Here is an 18,431-nt window from a genome sequence, read left to right on the forward strand (position 1 = left end):
TCCCGGCGGAAGGCGGTCGAGAGGATGGCGAAATGACGACCGTTGAGCTGCGCAGGGTCGAGACCGTCTACCAGGGCTACATAACGCTCCTGAGCGCCACCTTTAGCGGTTCGGACGGCGAGACTTTCAACCGGGAGATCGAGCATCACGGCCGAGCGGCCTGCGTGCTGCCCTACGACCCCGAGCGGAAGACCGCGCTGATGGTCAACCTGCCGCGCGCGCCGGTGATCTGGGCGGGCGGGCCGCCCGAACTGCTGGAGGCGCCGGCCGGGATGGTCGAGAACGAGGATCCGGAGGAGACCGCCATCCGCGAGGCCATGGAGGAGTGCGGCGTGGCCTTGAGCCGGCTGGAGCCCGTGGGCTCGCCCTTCTCCTGCCCGGGCGTCTCCAGCGAGCGGGTCGACCTGTTCCTGGCCGCCTATGCCGTCGCCGACCGGACCGCCTCGGGGGGCGGCGTGGACGGGGAGCACGAGCACATCGGCGTCGAGGAAGTCCCGCTGTCCCTGCTCTGGACCTGGGTCGAGCAGCGCAAGATCGAGGACCTGAAGTCGCTGGCGCTGATCCTGGCGCTGCGGGTGCGGCGGCCGGAGTTGTTCGGATAGGGCGAGAGCCTGGCAGCAGGCGCCCAAGGTGAGTGCTAACAGACTGTTTTTCAGGAACAATTCATCGAATCAAGTTTAGCCTGACCTCAGCTCCACTGCGAGGTCGCCATGCAAGCTTCACCCGCCTTCAGGAAGCAGCTCGAGGGCTACGGCCTGACCACCGCCGAGATCCTTTACCGGATGCCGGATCACCCCAGCCTGCTGCAAAGCTATCTCTGGCAGGACTACGACCTGTTCCCGGAATTCCCGACCCTCCGGAAGTTCCTCGACTTCTGGACCCGGACCCTGGACGGGCCGTTGTTCAAGGTCACTGTCGGTCACTGCCGCCTCATCAAGCCGGCCCAGCTCACGGCGATCGACGCGGAATTCCGCCTGAACTAGCGATCCGCCTCGACACGCTCCCGCTCGACAGGCGGCGAATCCATGTGGACTGATGGCGGGGTGCTGAAGCTCTCCGCCGCGTTCCTCGCCGCCCTGGCGCTTGCCGCCTGCAGCAACGCGCCGCAGCGCGCCGATTGCCCCGCGGGCAAGGTCTGCCTGGAATATGGCAACAACTCCGAACCCCAGACCCTCGACCCCGGCAAGGCCAACCTGATCGACGAGGCCTCGGTCATCAGCGACCTGATGATGGGCCTGACCACCGATGCGGCTGACGCGAGGCCGATCCCGGGCGCCGCGACGCACTGGGAGGTCAGCCCCGACGGCCGGGTCTGGACCTTCCACCTGCGCGACGCGAAATGGTCCGACGGCGTCGCGGTCACCGCCGACGACTTCGTCTATGGCTTGCGGCGCACCCTCGATCCGAAGACCGCCTCGATCTACGCCTACCTGCTCTACGTCATCAAAGGCGGCCAGGCGGTGAACGAGGGCAAGGCGCCGCTGGCGAGCCTGGGCGTCCGCGCGATCGACCCGCGCACCGTCGAGATCACCCTGGAGCACCCGGCGCCCTATCTGCCCGAACTGCTCAAGCACCAGAGCTTCTATCCCGTACCCAAGCATGTGGTGGAAAAGTACGGCGACGGCTGGGTCCGGCCGGGCCGCTATGTCTCCAATGGGCCGTTCAAGCTCACGGCCTGGCGGCTGGGCGACCGGATCACCGTGGAGAAGAACCCGTTGTTCTGGGACGCGAAGAACGTCTGCCTGGACCGGGTGAACTACTATCCCACGCCCGACGTGGTCAGCGCCGAGCGGCGGGTGGCGCGCGGCGAGCTGGACCTCAACACCCGCTTCCAGTCCAACCGCTACGAGCGGCTGCAGAAGACGTTGCCCGGCGTGGCGCGCACCGACGTCTCGCTGGCCACGGCCTACCTGGCGTTCAACGCATCGGTTCCGGCGTTCCGCGACATCCGGGTGCGGCGGGCGCTGTCGATGACCATCGACCGCGACTTCATCACCAGGAAGCTGCTGCGGGCGGGCCAGCAGCCGGCCTACGCCTTCGTGCCGGGCATCACGGCCAACTACGTCAAGGACGGACCCAAGCTGGCCTGGGCGGCCATGCCCTTCGCCGCACGGCAGGCCGAGGCGAAGCGGTTGCTGGCCGAGGCGGGCTACACGGCCAGGCGGCCGCTGAAGCTCACCATCACCACACCGAACAACACCGACACCATGCTGCTGATGGAGGCGATCCAGGCCGACTGGCGGGCGATCGGAGTCGAAGTGAAGATCGAGCAGAACGAGACGGGCGTGGCGTTCAACGCCTACCGAAGCCGCGCCTTCGACGTCGGCAACCTGAGCTGGTACGGCGACTTCAACGATCCGGTGACCTTCCTGGGCCTCTTCAAGTCGGACACCGGGGCGCAGAACTATGGCGACTACAGGAACCCCGCCTACGACGCCCTGCTGGCCGCCGCCGACCAGGAGCCGGACGCGGCCAAGCGCGCGCGGGTCCTGGCCCAGGCGGAAAAGCTGATCCTCGACGATGAAGCGGTCGCGCCGGTCTTCTTCGTGGTGAACCGCAACCTGGTCAGCCGACGCGTCACCGGCTGGGCCCACAACGCGCCCAATTTCCATCGGACACGGTGGATGTGCCTCACCGCCCCCGCTTCAGCGGCGGCGGGAGGCTAGTCAGCCTATCGGTATTCGTAGTGGCAGCGCTTCTTCTTGGCGTTGCTCTTGGCGATCTGGTGGCCCGCGACCGCGCCGACGCCGGCGCCGATCAGGGTGCCTTCGGTCTTGTTGCCGCTCCCAGCCACCACATTGCCCAGCACGCCGCCGCCGACGGCGCCGATGATCGTGCCGTTGTTGGCCTTGTTCTTCACGTCCTTGCAGACCAGGACCCGCTTCGCCTCGGCCGCCGTCGGGACGGCGACGAGCGCGGTGCTGGCGGTGGCGAACACGATCGCAGCGATCAGCCTGTTGCGCATGGCTTTCTCCTTGTTGGTTCGACACGCGTTGATGGGTTCGACACGCAGGTCCCCTCACCCCGTAACCCCCAAGGCAGCGCTAGGTTTCAGGCGGGGGTGTGGCATGTTGCCCGCCGTCGGCGGATTCGATGGGGGCGAGGGTGCAGGGAAAGTCGCTGGGAGCGGCCGGCGCGGGCCTCGTGGTCTTCGTCTGCTTCCTGATCGCCGCCGTCGAGGGCTACGACATCCAGGCCTTCGGCGTGGCCGCGCCGAAGATGATCCCCGAGCTGGGCCTGAACCCCGCGCAGCAGGGCTGGGCCGGCAGCGCGGCGATGATCGGGCTGGTCGTGGGCGCCTTCGCCGGCGGCTGGCTGGCCGACCGGTATGGCCGCAAGCCGGTGCTGCTGGGCTCGGTGGCCGCCTTCGGCCTGTTCTCGCTGCTGACCGCCACGGCCCATAGCTACGAGGCCCTGCTCTGGGCGCGGCTGGCCACCGGCCTGGGGTTCGGCGGGGCGATGCCCAACCTGATCGCGGTGGCGGTCGAGATCAGCAGGCCGGAGCGTCGGGCGGCCACCGTCTCGGCGATGTTCTGCGGCATGCCCGCGGGCGGGGCGACCTCGGCCCTGATCGCCCGCCTGGCCGGCGACAGCCTCGAGTGGCGGACCATCTTCATCGCCGGCGGGGTCGTGCCGCTCCTGCTGCTGCCGGTGATCTTCCTGCTGCTGCCCGAGACCAGGCCGCCGCACGATCCCGCCGCCGACCGCCATCTGGGCCGGGCCCTGTTCGCGGAGCGACGCGCGGCGCCCACCGTGCTGATCTGGGCTGCCTTCATGATGACCCTGGTGGTGCTGTACCTGGCGCTCAACTGGCTGCCGACCCTGGTGGTGGACAAGGGCCATCCGCCGTCCGAGGGCTTCATGGCGGCGATGGTGTTCAACGTCGCCGGCGCTGCGGGCTCGATCCTCGTCGGCGCCGTCGCGGACAAGCTGGGATGGCGCTGGCCGCTGGCGATCGTCTACGTGGCCCTGGCCGCCGCCATGGCCGGATTGGCCGCCTCGAACGCGCCCATGGCGATCTTCGTCCTGTCCGGAGCCGCGGGCTTCCTGGTGATGGGGGCGCAGTTCTCGCTCTATGCGGTGGCGCCCATGCTGTACCCGATCCATCTGCGGGCGGCAGGCGCGGGCGCGGCCATCGCCGTGGGCCGGCTGGGCTCCATCGGCGGGCCGCTGATCGCCGGCGAACTGCGCAATGCGGGCGCGAGCCCTGGCGAGGTGTTCCTGTCCATGGCGCCGGTGGCGCTGACGGCGGCGGTCCTGCTCGTGGCGCTGGGCCGGGCGGCAAAACCGCATCAAGCGTGAGAATGCGAATGACTCGCATGATCGGCTGATCTATAGGCCCCTCCTCAACACCCGAGGGGGCCTATGCGGACTGCGACTTCCACCATCGCCTTGATCCTTGGCGCGGCGCTGGCCGCCTCGCCGGCGAACGCCGACGAGGCCGATCAGGGCCGCGAGGTCGGCGAAGTCGTCGTCACCGCGGCGCGCACCATCCTGCCCGCCAACGCCCTGCCGCTGACGGTGGACGTGATCGACAAGAGCGCCCTGGACCAGCAGGTCGCCATCGGCGGCTCTGTGGTCGACGCTGTGGCGGCGCTGACCCCCTCGTTCTCGCCCACCCGCCAGAAGCTGTCGGGCGCCGGCGAGACCCTGCGCGGCCGCTCCCCGCTCTACGCCATCAACGGCATCCCGCAATCGACCCCGCTGCGTGACGGCTCGCGCGACGGCTTCACCATCGACCCGTTCTTCGTCGACCGGGTGGAGGTGATCTTCGGCTCCAACGCCCTGCAGGGCATCGGCGGCACGGGCGGCATCGTCAACCAGGTGACGGTCGGCGCGCCCAAGGACGATGGCTTCAGCGGCCGCACCCTGCTGCAGACCCTCGCCGACAACGGCTTCCACGGCGACGGCGCCGGGTACAAGGCCGCCGGCCTGGGCGCCTGGAAGCACGGGGCCTTCGACGCCACCCTGGGCGCCGCCTACGAGACCCGCGGCGCCTACTACGACGGCCACGGCAAACGCGTGGGCTTCGACGCCGCCCAGGGCGAGACCCAGGATTCCAAGGGCTGGTCGCTGTTCGGCCGCTTCGGCTATGCGGTCAGCGAGACCGCCCGCGTGGACCTGATCCTGTCGCGCTTCCAGCTCGAGGGCGACGGCGACTACCTGAACGTCCCCGGTAACCGGACCACCGGCGTCCCCTCCACCGCGATCCGCGGGATCCAGCCCGGCACGCCCGCGCGGGGCCGAACCGAGAGCGCGGCGGTCTCCTACACCGACACCGACCTCTTCGGCGGCAACCTTGTCACCCAGGCCTTCTGGAACCGCAGCCGCGACCTGTTCGGCGGCGACTCATCGGCGACCTTCCAGGACGTCCGGATCGCGCCGCTGGGCACGCTGCTGGACCAGTCCGAGAACCGCTCGCGCAAGCTGGGCGCCAAGTTCAGCTACGAGCGCGCCGTCCCGGGCCTGGAGAACCTGACCGCCATCGTCGGCCTGGACCTGCTGAAGGACCGCACCGAACAGGCCCTGGTCCGCACCGACCGCGTCTGGGTGCCCCCCACCGACTACCGCAGCGTCGCGCCCTTCGTGCAGGCCAACCTGGCGCTGTTCGACAAGAAGCTCCGCATCGCCGGCGGCCTACGCAACGAGAACGTCCAGATCAAGGTGGACGACTTCACGACCCTGGCCTTCTACGGCTCGCGCTTCGTGTCGGGCGGGTCGCCGGAGTTCCACGACACCCTGTTCAATGGCGGGGTGATCTTCGAGCCCACGCCGGGCGTCCGCGGCTACGTCAGCTACGCCCAGGGCTACACGGTGCCGGACGTGGGCCGCATCACGCGGGCGATCAACATCAACGGCGTCGACATCGACGACTACCTCGACATCAGCCCGATCGTCTCCAACAACCGCGAGGTGGGCCTGGAGCTGAAGCGCGGCTGGATCGACGCCAGCGCCAGCTACTTCTGGTCCACCAGCACCAGGGGCCAGCTCCTGGTCCTGGTCGGCACGGTGTTCGAGGTGCAGCGCCAGCGGGTCGAGATCGAGGGCCTGGAGCTGAACGCCACGGTCCGCACGCCGGTCGAGGGGCTGACCTTCCAGGGCGGCTACGCCCATCTGAAGGGCCGCGCCGACTCGAACGCGGACGGCCGCGTCGACATCGACCTGGACGGCGCCAACATCTCGCCGGACCGGATCGTGCTGGCGGCGAACTACAACCGCGGCCCCTGGTCCTCGCGCCTGCAGCTCGGCAAGTACATCTCGCGCGACTTCGACGGCGCCGATCCCCGCAACAGCTTCGAGGGCTACACCCTGGTGGACGGCTCGGTCCGCTACGACTTCGGCCGGCTGGGCGCGCTCTCGCTGTCGGCCCAGAACCTGCTGGACGAGTACTACATCGACTACAACACCGACACGCAGCAGCCGACCAACAACGCCCGATTCTTCTCCGGCCGCGGGCGGACCTTCACCCTGGGCTGGGACTACCGCTTCTGATGGGCCTGATCGACCTGGCGCACCGCTGGCTGGGCGGCCTCATCGGCCTGCTGCTGGCGGTGCTGGCCCTGTCGGGGACGATCCTGGCCTACAAGGACACCTGGGTGATGCTGCCGCACGCCGGCGACGCGCAGGTCCAGGACACGGCGGCGCTGGCGGCCGCCGCCGAGGCGATCATGGCCGCGCCGGAGCGCCCGCGCAGCATCGTCTTCGCCAGCAAGACCTTCGGCCTGAACCAGCTCAGCTATCCGCAGGCCGGGGCCGGGGCCTACACGACCCAGCAGGGCGAGCTGATCACCCGCTGGACCAGCAAGTGGGAGCGGCCCGAGGTCTGGCTGTTCGACCTGCACCACCACCTGTTCACCGGCGACACGGGCGAGATCGTCGCGGGCGTCGCCGGCCTCTGCGGCCTGGGCTTCGTGGTGACCGGGGCGATCCTGTGGTGGCGGATGCGGCGGGCCTACGAGTTCCGCCTGTGGCCGCGAAAGTTCGAGCGGTTCGCCATCCTGCGGCACCACAGGGACTTAGGCGTCGTCATGGCGCCGATCCTGGCCCTGTCGCTGATCACCGGGACGATCATGGTCTTCCGGCCGGTGGCGGACGCCATCCTGGGGCCGGGCACGTCGGCCCAGGTGACCGCCGCGCTCAAACCGCCGCCGCCCCGCAAGGCGAAGCTGGCGGACCATCCCGACTGGCGAGGCATGATCGAGACGGCGCGGCGGCTCTATCCCACCGCCGAGGTGCGCATCCTGTCGCTGCCCCGCGGCGAGACCGGGCTGATCAGCCTGCGGATGCGCCAGCCGGAGGAGTGGCTGCCCAACGGCCGGACCACCCTCTACTTCGCCGCCGACACGGGCGAACTGGTGCGCGCCGGCGACGCCCTGGCGATGCCCCGCCAGGTCCAGGCCTACAACGCCCTCTATCCCCTGCACTCCGGCAAGGTGGGCGGCCTGGCCTACCGGCTGGTGATCACGCTCTCGGGCCTGACGCTGATGACGCTGGGCAGCCTCACGGTCTGGACCTTCTGGTTCCGCCGAAAGCCGCGGCGGCGCCGCCGCGATCCGTTGCCGGCCACCTAGGGCCGTGCCGGGATCGTCAGCCCACGCTGCACGGCCGGCCGGGCCAGGCCGCGCTCCAGCCAGGCGGGAACGTTCTTCAGGGTGTCGAACTCGACCAGCGGACCGGCCTCGTAGAAGCCGATCAGGTTGCGCACCCAGCCCAGCAGCGAGACGTCGGCGATGGTGAAGTCGTCGCCCATGATCCAGGTCCGCCCCTCGAGGCGGCCGTCCAGCACCTCCAGCAGCCGCCGGCTCTCGGCCACGTAGCGCTGCAGCGGACGCTTGTCCTCGTACTCGCGGCCCGCGAACTTATGGAAGAAGCCCACCTGCCCGAACATCGGCCCCGGCCCGCCCACCTGCCAATAGACCCACTGCAGGGTCTCGTAGCGCGCCGCCGGATCGCCGGGCAGCAGCTTGCCGGTCTTCTCGGCCAGGTACTGGAGGATCGCGCCCGACTCGAACAGCGCGAGCGGCTTGCCGTCGGGGCCGTCGGGATCGAGGATCGCCGGGATCTTGCCGTTGGGGTTCAGCGACAGGAACTCCGGCGTCTTCTGGTCGTCCGTCGCGAAATCGACCAGGTGCGCCTCGTAGGCCAGCCCGACCTCCTCCAGCATGATCGACACCTTCACCCCGTTGGGCGTGGGCAGCGAATAGAGCTGCAGCCGCTCGGGATGCCGGGCCGGCCAGCGCCGGGTGATCGGAAAGGTCGAGAGGTCGGTCATCCGGGAGGCTCCGCTGCGGGAAGCCTCCCAGATGGGGGCCGAAGCCTCAGCCCGCCAGCACCGGCCGGCGCGAGCGCATCGCCCCGCCGACGCCCGCGAAACCGATCAGCATCATGGCCCAGGTCGCCGGCTCCGGCACGCCGGCCAGTTGCTGCAGCCCGCTGCGCGGCGCGCGGTCGAAGTTGGTGACGAACGCGCCGGCGACGGCGATCTCTTCCGGGCCGTTCTGGTCGAAGCAGCTGTTGGTCTGCAGGCACCAGCTCTGGCGGAAGTCGCTGACGAAGGCGACGTAGTTCACGCCCGGGGCGCTGAAGTCGAAGTACAGGCCGCTGGTCGTCGCCGTGAAGGCGCTGCCGAAGATGTCCACCTTCGAGTCGTCGCCGGAATCCGGGCCGCCGAACGTGGCGGTCTCGCCATTGTTCTTCACCACGACCTTCCAGTCGACGATGTTGTCCTCGCCGAGCACGCCAAGGGTGTCGTCGGTGACGATGGTGAAGTCGACCGTGGCCGCGCCGACCGTGCGCGCGCCGACGTAGGTGGTGGCATTGGCCGAGGCGGCCAGGGCGAGCGTGGCCGCGAGGCCGAGCATGAGCGTGCGCATTGCCGTTATTCTCCTGAACAGATGCCAGGAAGCGGTATGCGCGGGGCTCGACAGTAAGGTGACGCTTCGGCGTCGCTTTGGCGAAGATGCGGGCGAACGGCGCGCGGCAGGCGCCCTGGGTTGCGGGCGCTACGGCTGCCACGCGCTAGGCGCGTAGCCGGCTGGCGGAGAGGGTGGGATTCGAACCCACGATGCCCGTAAAGGCACGCCGCATTTCGAGTGCGGTACTTTCAACCACTCAGCCACCTCTCCAGAGCCGGCCGCGGGTCCCTCGGAAGGGTCCCGCTGAGCGAGCGGGCGTTCTACTCATCTGGCCGTTGTCACGCAACTGCGATCTGAAGCCGCAAGTTCAGCGGGGATACAGGACCATCTGGGTGCAACGGAACACGGCGATGGTCTTGCCGGTGGTCTGGTTGACCGCCTCGGCGTCCCAGACCTGGGTCATGCGGCCGCCGTGCAGCAGGCGCGCCTCGCAGGCGACAGCCTCGCCCTCCTTGGCGGTGCCCAGATAGTTGGTCTTGATCTCGATGGTGGTGAAACCCGTCGCGCCCTCAGGCAGCGAGGCCACGCAGCCGTAGCCGCAGGCGCTGTCCACCAGCGCCACGGCCGAGGCGGCGTGCATATAGCCGTTGGGGGCCATGTGCTTGCGCGCCACGACGAAGCGCCCGCGGGCGCGGCCGTTGGCGACCTCGTCCCATTCGATGCCCAGCTCGCCGGGCAGGATACCCTTCTGGCGCTCGGCGAACAGGGCGGCCTGGTTGCCCTCCAGCATGTCGGTCTCCTCGTGAGCGTCGCGCTCCAGATGGGAAGCTGACGTTGCGACAGCCAAGTGCAGAGACTGAACCGGCCGCCCTGGCCGAGTCGGCGCGCCGCGCCGGAGCTGACCCTAGGTACAATTGCTGACGCCCGGCCCAGCGGCTAAGCCCGTACCCATTCTTCAGCGCCCCTTTCGGGAGATTGCATGAGCATCAAAGGCAAGGCCTACCTGATGGGGGCCTACGAGCACCCCACGCGCGACGCCCCGGACAAGACCACCGCCCAGCTCCACGCCGAGTGCGCCCGGGGCGCGCTGGAGGACGCAGGGCTCGGGTTCGACGACGTGGACGGCTATTTCTGCGCCGGCGACGCGCCCGGCTTCGGGGCCCTGTCGATGATCGACTACATGGGCCTGAAGAACGTCCGCCACATGGACACCACCGAGACCGGCGGCTCGTCCTACATCCTGCACGTCGCCCATGCCGCCCAGGCGATCGCGGCGGGCAAATGCCAGGTGGCGCTGATCACCCTGGCTGGCCGGCCCCGCAACGGCGGGAACCGGCCGGGCGCGGGTGGGGGCGGGCGTCCGCCGCAGGGCCTGAGCGACGGCGCGCCGGAGGCCGGGTTCGAGAGCATCTACGGCGGCTCCACCCACAACACCTACGGCATGTGCGCCATGCGCCACATGTACGAATACGGCACCACGTCCGAGCAGCTCGCCTGGATCAAGGTGGCGGCCAGCCATCACGCCCAGTGGAACGAACACGCCTTCCTCAAGAACGTGGTCACGGTCGAGGAGGTGGTGAACAGCCGCATGATCTCCGACCCGCTGCACCTGCTGGACTGCTGCGTGGTCACCGACGGCGGCGGCGCCCTGGTCGTCGTCTCGCCCGAGATCGCCAGGTCCCTGAAGCGGCCGAAGGTGAAGCTGCTCGGCGCCGGCGAGGCGCCCAAGGTGCAGCAGGGCGGCAAGCTGGACCTGACCTATTCGGGCGCGGTCTGGTCGGGCCCCCGCGCCTTCGAGGAGGCGGGCGTCAAGCCGGCCGACATCAAGTACGCGTCGATCTACGACAGCTTCACCATCACGGTCCTGATGCAGATCGAGGACCTGGGCTTCTGCGGGAAGGGCGAGGGCGGCAGGTTCGTGGCCGACGGCGGCCTGATCTCGGGGGTCGGCAAGCTGCCGTTCAACACCGACGGCGGCGGCCTCTGCAACAACCACCCCACCAACCGCGGCGGCATCACCAAGGTGATCGAGGCCGTCCGCCAACTGCGCGGCGAGGCGCACCCCAAGGTGCAGGTCCCCAACTGCGACCTCGCCGTCGCCCACGGCACCGGCGGCTCGCTGGGCGTGCGCCACGGCGCGGCGACCATCGTCCTGGAACGGGAGGCCTGAGCATGTCCGAACTGATGACCCGGCCGATCGCGGCCCCCGCCGTCACCGTCGAGAGCAAGCCGTTCTTCGACGCCGCCGCCGAAGGCAAGTTCCTCATCAAGCGCTGCACCGCCTGCGGCGAGGCCCACTGGTATCCGCGGACGATCTGCCCTTTCTGCCACTCGGACCAGACCGTCTGGGAGGAGAGCCCTGGCGAGGGCGTGGTCTACAGCTTCTCGATCCTGCGCAAATCGCCCAGCGGCCCCTACGCCCTGGCCTATGTGACCCTGGCCGAAGGCCCGAACGTGCTGACCAACATCGTGGACGTGGCGCCGGACGACGTGAAGATCGGCATGCGCGTGAAGGTGAAGCTGCAGGACACCGAGGGCGGCCCGCCCGTGCCGGTGTTCGTGCCGGCTTAAACCTCCTCTCCCCCGAGGCGAAGCCCGAGGGGAGAGGGCAGGGTGAGGGGCGGCTCGTGCAAGCGTGATCCGCCGATGGCCCAGCCATGACCCAGCTTCATCGCCGCTGATCCTTGCGGGCGTCGTAGGTGTCCCAGGCCCAGCGGACGGGCCAAGGCTGGCGTTCTCCTCGCCGCCGGGTTAGCAGGCCGCCCGATGATCCGCCTCGACAATATCTCCAAGCAGAACGGCCACCAGATCCTGTTCATCGAAGCCTCGATGAGCCTCCAGAAGGGCGAGAAGGTCGGGCTCGTCGGCCCGAACGGCGCCGGCAAGACGACGCTGTTCCGCATGATCACCGGCCAGGAGCAGCCCGACGACGGGCTGGTCGCGATCGATCCCGGCATGACCATCGGCTACTTCAGCCAGGACGTCGGCGAGATGTCGGGCCAGAGCGCGGTCGCCGCGGTCATGGATGGCGTCGGTCCCGTCAGCGCCCTGGCCGCCGAGATGGCCACGCTCGAGGCGGCCATGGTCGATCCGGACCAGGCCGATCGGCTGGACGCCCTCATGGAACGCTACGGCGAGGTTCTGGAGCGCTTCCAGGAACTGGACGGCTACGCCCTGGAAGCCCGTGCGCGCGAAGTGCTGGCGGGCCTCAGCTTCAGCCAGGAGCGCATGGACGGCGACGTCGGGCTCTTGTCCGGCGGCTGGAAGATGCGCGTGGCGCTGGCGCGCATCCTGCTCCAGCGGCCCGACGGCATGTTGCTGGACGAACCCAGCAACCACCTCGACCTGGAAAGCCTGATCTGGCTCGAGGCCTTCCTCAAGAATTACGGCGGCGCCCTGCTGATGACGTCGCACGACCGCGCCTTCATGAACCGCATCATCGGCAAGGTGGTCGAGATCGACGGCGGCGACCTCATCACCTATTCGGGCGACCTCGACTTCTACGACCAGCAGCGCGCGCTGGGCGAACAGCAGCGTCAGGCGCAGTACGAGCGCCAGCAGGCGATGCTGGCCAAGGAAATCAAGTTCATCGAGAAGTTCAAGGCGCGCGCCAGCCACGCCGCCCAGGTCCAGAGCCGGGTCAAGAAGCTCGACAAGATCGAACGCGTCGAGCCGCCGCGCCGCCGCCAGTCGGTCCAGTTCGAGTTCCGCAGCCCGCCGCGGTCGGGCGACGACGTGATCAGCCTGAAAGGCGTCCACAAGGGCTACGGCGCCCAGCCGATCTATGACGGTCTCGATTTCCTGGTGCGCCGCAAGGAGCGCTGGTGCGTGCTGGGCGCCAACGGCGCCGGCAAGTCGACGCTGCTGAAACTCGTGGCCGGCGCCACCGCCCCCGACCAGGGCGTGGTGAACATCGGCGCCAGCGTCCGGATGGGCTACTTCGCCCAGCACTCCATGGACCTGCTGGACGGCGAGGAGACGATCTTCGAGTCGCTGGACGGCTCGTTCCCCCAGGCGGGCCAGGGCGCGCTACGCACCCTGGCGGGCTGCTTCGGCTTCTCCGGCGACGACGTCGAGAAGCCCTGCCGCGTCCTCTCGGGCGGCGAGAAGGCCCGCCTGGTCATGGCCAAGATGCTGTTCGATCCGCCGAACCTGCTGGTCCTCGACGAGCCGACCAACCACCTCGACATGGTGACGAAACAGATGCTGGTCGCCGCCCTGGCGGACTTCGAAGGGACCATGCTCTTCGTCAGCCACGACCGCCACTTCCTGGCGGCCCTCTCGAACCGCGTGCTGGAACTGACCCCGGACGGCGTCCACCAGTACGGCGGCGGCTATTCCGAATACGTCGCCCGCACCGGCCAGGAAGCGCCGGGCCTGCACCCGGGCGGGTAGGGGCGCGGTCGGGTCCGGGCAGCCCCGTCACCGCCCCGGTAGGTGGCGCTAAGTCAATGACGGGGGTCGACCCGTTGCGGACCCAGACGCATCCCCTCCTCTCCCCCCGAGCGCAGCGAAGAGTGGGGAGAGGGTAGGGAGAGGGGCGACGCAGGCCTTGCCGCTTGCACGACGGCCCAGCCATGACCCACCGTCGGTCCCATGGCCTCCTTCAAGACCCTCAAGGACACCACGCCGCGAGATCGCGCCCGCGCGCTCCGCCGCGAGGACAGTGAGGCCGAGGCGCAGCTGTGGAACGCGCTACGGGCCCGGCGCCTTGGCGGCTGGCGATGGCGGCGTCAGGTCCCGAAAGGGCCGTTCATTGTGGATTTCCTCTGCGTCGAGGCCGGGCTCGTCGTCGAATTGGACGGCGGCCAGCATGCGGGCCAGGTGGCCTACGACGCGCGTCGCACCGCCTATCTGGAAGGTCTCGGCCTGCGGGTGATCCGCTTCTGGAACTCCGCGGCGCTCACGAACCGCGACGGGGTATGCGCCACGATCCTCGACGCGTGCGGCGGCGAGCATCCGTCCACGGGTCCTGGCTGAACCCGGAGCGGCGGCGGCGAGGCCTGCGTCGCCCCTCTCCAACCCCTCTCCCCTCTCGCTTCGCGGGGGGAGAGGAGGCCGCCGCTCACCATCCTCCACCCGCCATCTATCGTGTCCGCTCTCTGCCAAAGTGCCGAGGTCCGGTTTGGGGCGCGGGGCCGGTGACGTAGTGCGACCCGTTGGGGACGTTTGGGGAGCGCGCGCAACCAACCTTGAGATCGGGCGGACGTTCACACCCCCTCCCTGCGAGATGTTCTCGATCGGGTCGACGGACGTTGCAGCAACGCTTCCAGCCGTCGCTTCGATCTCCTCTGCTTACGCTACAGCGGGCTCACCCCTAGTTCAGCGATGCGCCTGTCGTCGCCTTCGCGGGCGACGCACATGGGACGTCGCTCGCCGTCCAATCGAAGTCATAGGTGGCTGGCACCCGCTCGCCGTTGCCGACTGCCGTCCGCTGACCTGAGGGCCTGTAGGAAATCCAGCCCATGCTGTTGTCAAACGACGCAATGCGCCCGTTGTCACGCTGTGCGGTCGCTGCGTCGATCTCGGGCTGCTCGATGCGCGAGCCGCGAACCATCCGGATGGCGCCATCGCGCAGCTCCCACGCGCGATAGTAGTTCCTTCCGAAGATGTGCGTGTCGAAGCTCGCCTTCGACGACCACTGCTTGGGCTGGGTGGACGTGGGAAGCCTTACGGTCGTCACGTGGCAGTTGTACTCGGGCTTGGTGTAGAATGGCACGTCCGCACTCTGTTCCTTCGCGCGCACGCGGCGCTCCGGCGGGTTGAAGCCGCCGCCCGGCAACGACATCGACCTCGCGCCGCCGCCATCATCGTCCCAATCCACCGTCCCCGTGCCGCTGATCATCAGGATGCTAGCACCGGCTTTCTGATCGTAGCGCCACTGAACGTCGTCGATCGTCTGCCACACATCGCCGATGGCGCGCTGACGGAACGCGTCTTTCAGCTGCCCGGGCGTCAGGGCGGAGAACTGCACCTGCTGCTGCAGGCCCTTCACTCCGCGCACGATGCTGGTCGAGACCTTGCGCGCCGGTTGGTCAAAGCCCGCGCGCGCATCGATCTCCATGAGGTTGATTTCGTCCGGGGTCGCTGCAGGTTTCCACTCCACCTTCTGCAGCCCGCTGCCTTGCTTGGTGACCGGCAGCACCCAGCTATGGCGCGACAGCGGCCGAATGCTCGGCGCCGCGACGGGGGGTAGTGTCCCATCCAGCCAGTACGTAGCGCCGCCGATTTGGGCCTGCACGAGGACATGGTCGAAATAGCTCGGCACCGGCAACCGCCCGTCGAGGCCATCGTCGGCCCCGTTTGAGTTGACCAGCACGGGCTTGGCTTCGATGCCCAGTTCAGCGAGCAGCGCCAGCAGGAGCACAGTCTTGCCTTTGCAATCGCCATAGCGCCGCTGCCAGGTCTCCTCGGCCGAGGCGGGCGTCAGATTGCCGCTATTGAGGCCGACGTAGATGTATCGCACGTCCTGCTGGACGAGCTTCAGCGCCGCGCTCGCCCGGGCCATCGGATCTGCATGCGCCGCGGCGATACGGGCGGCTTCGCGCTTCAGGGAAGACCCCGCAGGCAGCGTCGCCGCCTTGTCGTAGAGCGGCGCGAAATGGCGCGAGAGCGCCGCCCAATCGGAGAAGTCGGTGTATTCGAGGATTCGTTGCCATTGGTAGCGCCCCGGTGCGTCCTTGGGCGGCGACACAGTGGCCGGATTGTCGAAGCTAAGGTCTACAGCCCGCTCGCTAGTCACGGCCACTTTCGCGAGATCGGGGGTCATCTGGAAGATGGGCTTCTGGCCGGGCTCCCAACTCAAGCTCAGATGATAGCGGCCAGGTGACGGGCTGGCCCCCAGGAACAGCAGACCGGCCTCGTTGCCGCCGAGCGTTGGGTCGCGGGTGAACGTCGTGAGGTCCACCTCCAGCTCATCGCCCACCCGCAGGTCGGGGACGCGGAGGATCGCTGTGAGGATTCCGTCGAGCTTCGCTGCCTCCAGCTGGTTCTCGCGACGGAGGATCTCGAACGAGGCGTCCTTCAGGACGTCCGTGACCTCCCCGTCGCGGTACACCTTGATCCCATGCACGATCGGCGCTGCGGCCTGCGGATTCCAGGCGATGGAGATGTTCCCCATCGGTAGGGCGCTGGAATGCAGGATCTTTGCGCGATAGCCGGAGTACTGCGCCTGACCTTCGGAACTCAGGTGGATCAGCGCGTCCTGCCGGCGAACGAACATCGGGCCGCTGGTCGCTTCAGGCAACGGCAGCGGCTCCGCGACCTTCGCCCAGGCAGGAGCAGGCCCCCGTCGTACCTGCTGTGCTTGCGGCTGAGCGCAAGCCGAACTTGCGGCGATCAGAGACGCCAGAACCCCTACTGCAATCCGCACTACAACCCCCACCTCAAGCGGAGCCATTGTGGCTGTCGAAGGATCGCTTTCAAGTGGCGATCGCGACATTCGCAATCAGGACTGTGGCGCCAGTTTCAGACGACCGGCCTGGATGCGATTAGTGTCCGCTAGCCACCCTTTGCAGAAGTGGCAGGCGTCCGCTGATCGGCCCGTTGGCGGCCCGCCCTGGTCCACGTCAAAACCGGACGCACCTCCGCCCATCAAATCTTGCCTTATCGCACACTTCATGTTCTCTTTTTGTTCATGTCCATCCCGCCCGACATGGCCGAACGGCATGCGCGCGTCCTGGCTCGGCTGACCGAGCTGGGCCTGGCGCTGGCTGAGCGGACGTTCGAGGACGCGGAGGCCGCTGAGACCCCGGCCGAGCGGATTGAGGCGGTGAAGGCCTTCCACACGGTCTCGCGCTCGGTGCGCCAGACCGTGGCGCTGGAGGCGAAGCTGACCCGCCAGCAGGCGCAGGACCTGCGCGAGGCCGAGCGGATCGCGGCGGCCACGCCGCCCCGCAAGCCCAGCGGCGCGAACCTGGCGCGCCGGATCAACGCCGTGCGCGACGCGGTGACCCGGGTCATCTGGCACGAGGCCGAGGACGACGACACCGCCGCCTGGCTGGAGGAGATGCTGGCGGACGGTATGGCCGAGGGCTTCCAGCGCGACGACTTCTGCGCCGAGCCCCTGGACGACCACATCGCCCGCCTCTGCCAGGAAATGGGCCTGTCCGAGGAAGCCGCCCTCAACTGGCGCGACCTGCCGGACCCGGACGAGGACGAAGACGCTGACCCCAGGACCGATGCGCCTCCCCCAACCGCTACGACGCCGGCGCCGCCACCCTTGAGCTCCGCCTGACCGCCGCCCGGGCGCGTCAGCGCCCTATCGACCACGAACCACACGAACCACGCGAACGGTGCAGGCCGGGCGCGGCGCGTTCGTGTGGTTCGTGTGGTTCGTGGTCAAAATACAGCGCCTGCGGCGCGCTAAGCCTCGTCGCCCAGCTCCGCCATCACCTCGTCCGTGTGCTCGCCCAGCTTGGGCGGGTGGCGGCGGATGTTGGACGGGCTCTTGGCGAACTTCACCGGCGGCTTCATCAGGCGATAGCCGCCCAGGTCCGGATGCACATAGTCCTCGAAGAAGCCCACGGCCTTCAGGTGCGGATCGTCCGGCAGTTCCTCCAGGGTGTTGGTCTTCACCACCGGGATCGACAGGGGCTTGAGGATATCCAGCCATTCCTGGGTGGTCTTGGTGGCCGCCGCCTGTTCGATCATCCCGTAGAGTTCCTGGATGTGCTTGGCGCGGGTTCCATAGTCGGCGAAGCGCGGGTCGGACTGGATCAGGTCGCCGTAGCCGGCCGCCTGGAAGAACTGGTCCCACTGCTTGTCGGTATAGGGCAGCAGGCCGATGTAGCCGTCCTTGGTCTTGTACGGCTTGCGGTTGGGGTTGATCACCCGCTGGTAGCCCCACTGGCCGGTGGGGGGCTGGAAGGTCTGGTCGTACAGGTGCTCGACCAGGAGGAAGCTGGTCATGCACTCGAACATCGGCACCTCGACGAACTGGCCCTCGCCGGTGCGCGCCTTGTGCAGCAGGGCGGCGGTCACGGCCTGCGACAGGAACAGGCCCGAGACCTTGTCGGCGACCAGGGTCGGCAGGATCCGCGGCGCCGGGTCGCCGTCGATCCGCGGCAGCAGGTTGGCGAAGCCCGAGGCCGACTGGATCAGGTCGTCGTAGGCGGGCTCGCCGGCATAGGGTCCGTCCGAGCCGTAGCCGGCGGCGTGGACGAAGACGATGTCCGGCTTGATCGCCGCCACGTCCTCGTAGCTCAGGCCCAGCCGCTTCATCCCCTCGTAACGGACCGAGGAGGCCAGCACGTCGCAGGACCGGATCAGCTTGCGCAGCGCCCGCTTGCCGGGCTCGGACTTCATGTCCAGCAGGATGGAGCGCTTGTTGCGGTTGATGGTCAGGAAGATCGGGCCCATGCCCCTTGGGCAGCCCTCCGGGAGATGGCCAGCCCATCTCATGATGTCGCCGCCTTCGCCGCGGCCGGAGCCGGGGTCTTCCAGCTTGATCACGTCGGCGCCCTGGTCGGCCAGGATCTGGGTGCCGTAGGCCCCGTTGACCACGCTGGTCAGGTCCAGGATGCGGATGCCGCTCAGCGGGCCGGTCGGCTTGGTGGCCATGGTCTTGGCGGTCAT

General features: G+C 68.7%; 16 protein-coding genes, 1 tRNA gene and 1 pseudogene. 11 read left to right on the forward strand and 7 right to left on the reverse strand.

Features of this window, described 5'->3' with window-relative positions:
• Positions 1–32 precede the first annotated feature (32 nt).
• The 3 genes from EPO51_RS15115 to EPO51_RS15125 all read left to right on the forward strand — a co-directional run bounded on the left by EPO51_RS15115 (position 33) and on the right by EPO51_RS15125 (position 2,666).
• Entirely contained in the window at positions 33–602 is a 570-nt protein-coding gene (locus EPO51_RS15115) for an NUDIX domain-containing protein (RefSeq protein ID WP_293351944.1), read from the forward strand.
• Between the two features lie 108 nt (positions 603–710).
• Positions 711–983 (forward strand): usg protein, encoded by a 273-nt coding sequence (locus tag EPO51_RS15120; RefSeq protein ID WP_293351946.1) that lies wholly within the window; start codon positions 711–713, stop codon positions 981–983.
• A gap of 42 nt (positions 984–1,025) precedes the next feature.
• Positions 1,026–2,666 carry a peptide ABC transporter substrate-binding protein gene (locus EPO51_RS15125; RefSeq protein WP_293351948.1) on the forward strand — a complete coding sequence of 547 codons (1,641 nt, stop codon included), beginning with the start codon at positions 1,026–1,028 and terminating at the stop codon, positions 2,664–2,666.
• A 5-nt stretch (positions 2,667–2,671) separates the two neighbouring features.
• Here the strand turns inward: EPO51_RS15125 and EPO51_RS15130 are convergent, their stop codons facing one another.
• Positions 2,672–2,965 (reverse strand): glycine zipper 2TM domain-containing protein, encoded by a 294-nt coding sequence (locus tag EPO51_RS15130; protein WP_293351949.1) that lies wholly within the window; start codon positions 2,963–2,965, stop codon positions 2,672–2,674.
• 140 nt (positions 2,966–3,105) lie between these two features.
• Here EPO51_RS15130 and EPO51_RS15135 point away from each other — a divergent pair, with 140 nt between their 5' ends.
• The 3 genes from EPO51_RS15135 (at position 3,106) to EPO51_RS15145 (ending at position 7,571) form a co-directional block, all read left to right on the forward strand.
• Complete coding sequence (locus EPO51_RS15135) at positions 3,106–4,302, forward strand: MFS transporter (protein ID WP_293351951.1); 1,197 nt, start codon at positions 3,106–3,108, stop codon at positions 4,300–4,302.
• Between the two features lie 63 nt (positions 4,303–4,365).
• Positions 4,366–6,492: a TonB-dependent receptor gene (locus EPO51_RS15140; RefSeq protein ID WP_293351953.1), complete on the forward strand. Its 2,127-nt coding sequence runs from the start codon at positions 4,366–4,368 to the stop codon at positions 6,490–6,492.
• Entirely contained in the window at positions 6,492–7,571 is a 1,080-nt protein-coding gene (locus tag EPO51_RS15145; RefSeq protein WP_293351955.1) for a PepSY-associated TM helix domain-containing protein, read from the forward strand. The genes EPO51_RS15140 and EPO51_RS15145 overlap by 1 nt, the downstream gene beginning before the upstream one ends.
• Here the strand turns inward: EPO51_RS15145 and EPO51_RS15150 are convergent.
• From EPO51_RS15150 to EPO51_RS15165, 4 genes and pseudogenes are all read right to left on the reverse strand, one after another.
• Positions 7,568–8,272: a glutathione S-transferase N-terminal domain-containing protein gene (locus tag EPO51_RS15150; RefSeq protein WP_293351957.1), complete on the reverse strand. Its 705-nt coding sequence runs from the start codon at positions 8,270–8,272 to the stop codon at positions 7,568–7,570. The two genes, EPO51_RS15145 and EPO51_RS15150, sit on opposite strands and share 4 nt — an antisense overlap.
• Positions 8,273–8,318: 46 nt before the next feature.
• Positions 8,319–8,417: pseudogene (locus EPO51_RS28140) on the reverse strand (PEPxxWA-CTERM sorting domain-containing protein); the annotation flags it as partial.
• A 618-nt stretch (positions 8,418–9,035) separates the two neighbouring features.
• Positions 9,036–9,125 (reverse strand) — tRNA-Ser (locus EPO51_RS15160).
• 97 nt (positions 9,126–9,222) lie between these two features.
• Positions 9,223–9,645 carry a PaaI family thioesterase gene (locus EPO51_RS15165; protein ID WP_293351961.1) on the reverse strand — a complete coding sequence of 141 codons (423 nt, stop codon included), beginning with the start codon at positions 9,643–9,645 and terminating at the stop codon, positions 9,223–9,225.
• 189 nt (positions 9,646–9,834) lie between these two features.
• Here EPO51_RS15165 and EPO51_RS15170 point away from each other — a divergent pair, with 189 nt between their 5' ends.
• From EPO51_RS15170 to EPO51_RS15185, 4 genes are all read left to right on the forward strand, one after another.
• Positions 9,835–11,025: a thiolase domain-containing protein gene (locus tag EPO51_RS15170; RefSeq protein ID WP_293351963.1), complete on the forward strand. Its 1,191-nt coding sequence runs from the start codon at positions 9,835–9,837 to the stop codon at positions 11,023–11,025.
• 2 nt (positions 11,026–11,027) lie between these two features.
• Entirely contained in the window at positions 11,028–11,426 is a 399-nt protein-coding gene (locus EPO51_RS15175) for a Zn-ribbon domain-containing OB-fold protein (RefSeq protein ID WP_293351965.1), read from the forward strand.
• Between the two features lie 195 nt (positions 11,427–11,621).
• Positions 11,622–13,250: an ABC-F family ATP-binding cassette domain-containing protein gene (locus tag EPO51_RS15180; protein ID WP_293351967.1), complete on the forward strand. Its 1,629-nt coding sequence runs from the start codon at positions 11,622–11,624 to the stop codon at positions 13,248–13,250.
• Positions 13,251–13,451: 201 nt separating this feature from the next.
• Positions 13,452–13,835, forward strand: coding sequence for an endonuclease domain-containing protein (locus tag EPO51_RS15185; protein ID WP_293351969.1), 384 nt, complete (start codon positions 13,452–13,454; stop codon positions 13,833–13,835).
• Between the two features lie 337 nt (positions 13,836–14,172).
• On the opposite strand, the gene EPO51_RS15190 is transcribed toward EPO51_RS15185, so the two are convergent.
• Positions 14,173–16,101: a DUF3857 domain-containing protein gene (locus EPO51_RS15190; RefSeq protein WP_293351971.1), complete on the reverse strand. Its 1,929-nt coding sequence runs from the start codon at positions 16,099–16,101 to the stop codon at positions 14,173–14,175.
• A 390-nt stretch (positions 16,102–16,491) separates the two neighbouring features.
• On the opposite strand from EPO51_RS15190, the gene EPO51_RS15195 reads away from it, so the two are divergent.
• Positions 16,492–17,091: a hypothetical protein gene (locus tag EPO51_RS15195; protein ID WP_293351973.1), complete on the forward strand. Its 600-nt coding sequence runs from the start codon at positions 16,492–16,494 to the stop codon at positions 17,089–17,091.
• Positions 17,092–17,219: 128 nt separating this feature from the next.
• Here EPO51_RS15195 and EPO51_RS15200 read toward each other — a convergent pair whose 3' ends face one another.
• The gene (locus EPO51_RS15200) at positions 17,220–18,431 is read right to left on the reverse strand and encodes a CaiB/BaiF CoA transferase family protein (RefSeq protein WP_293351975.1); all 1,212 of its coding nucleotides are present in this window, start codon (positions 18,429–18,431) and stop codon (positions 17,220–17,222) included.

Source organism: Phenylobacterium sp., assembly GCF_004297125.1.
Lineage (GTDB): Bacteria > Pseudomonadota > Alphaproteobacteria > Caulobacterales > Caulobacteraceae > Phenylobacterium.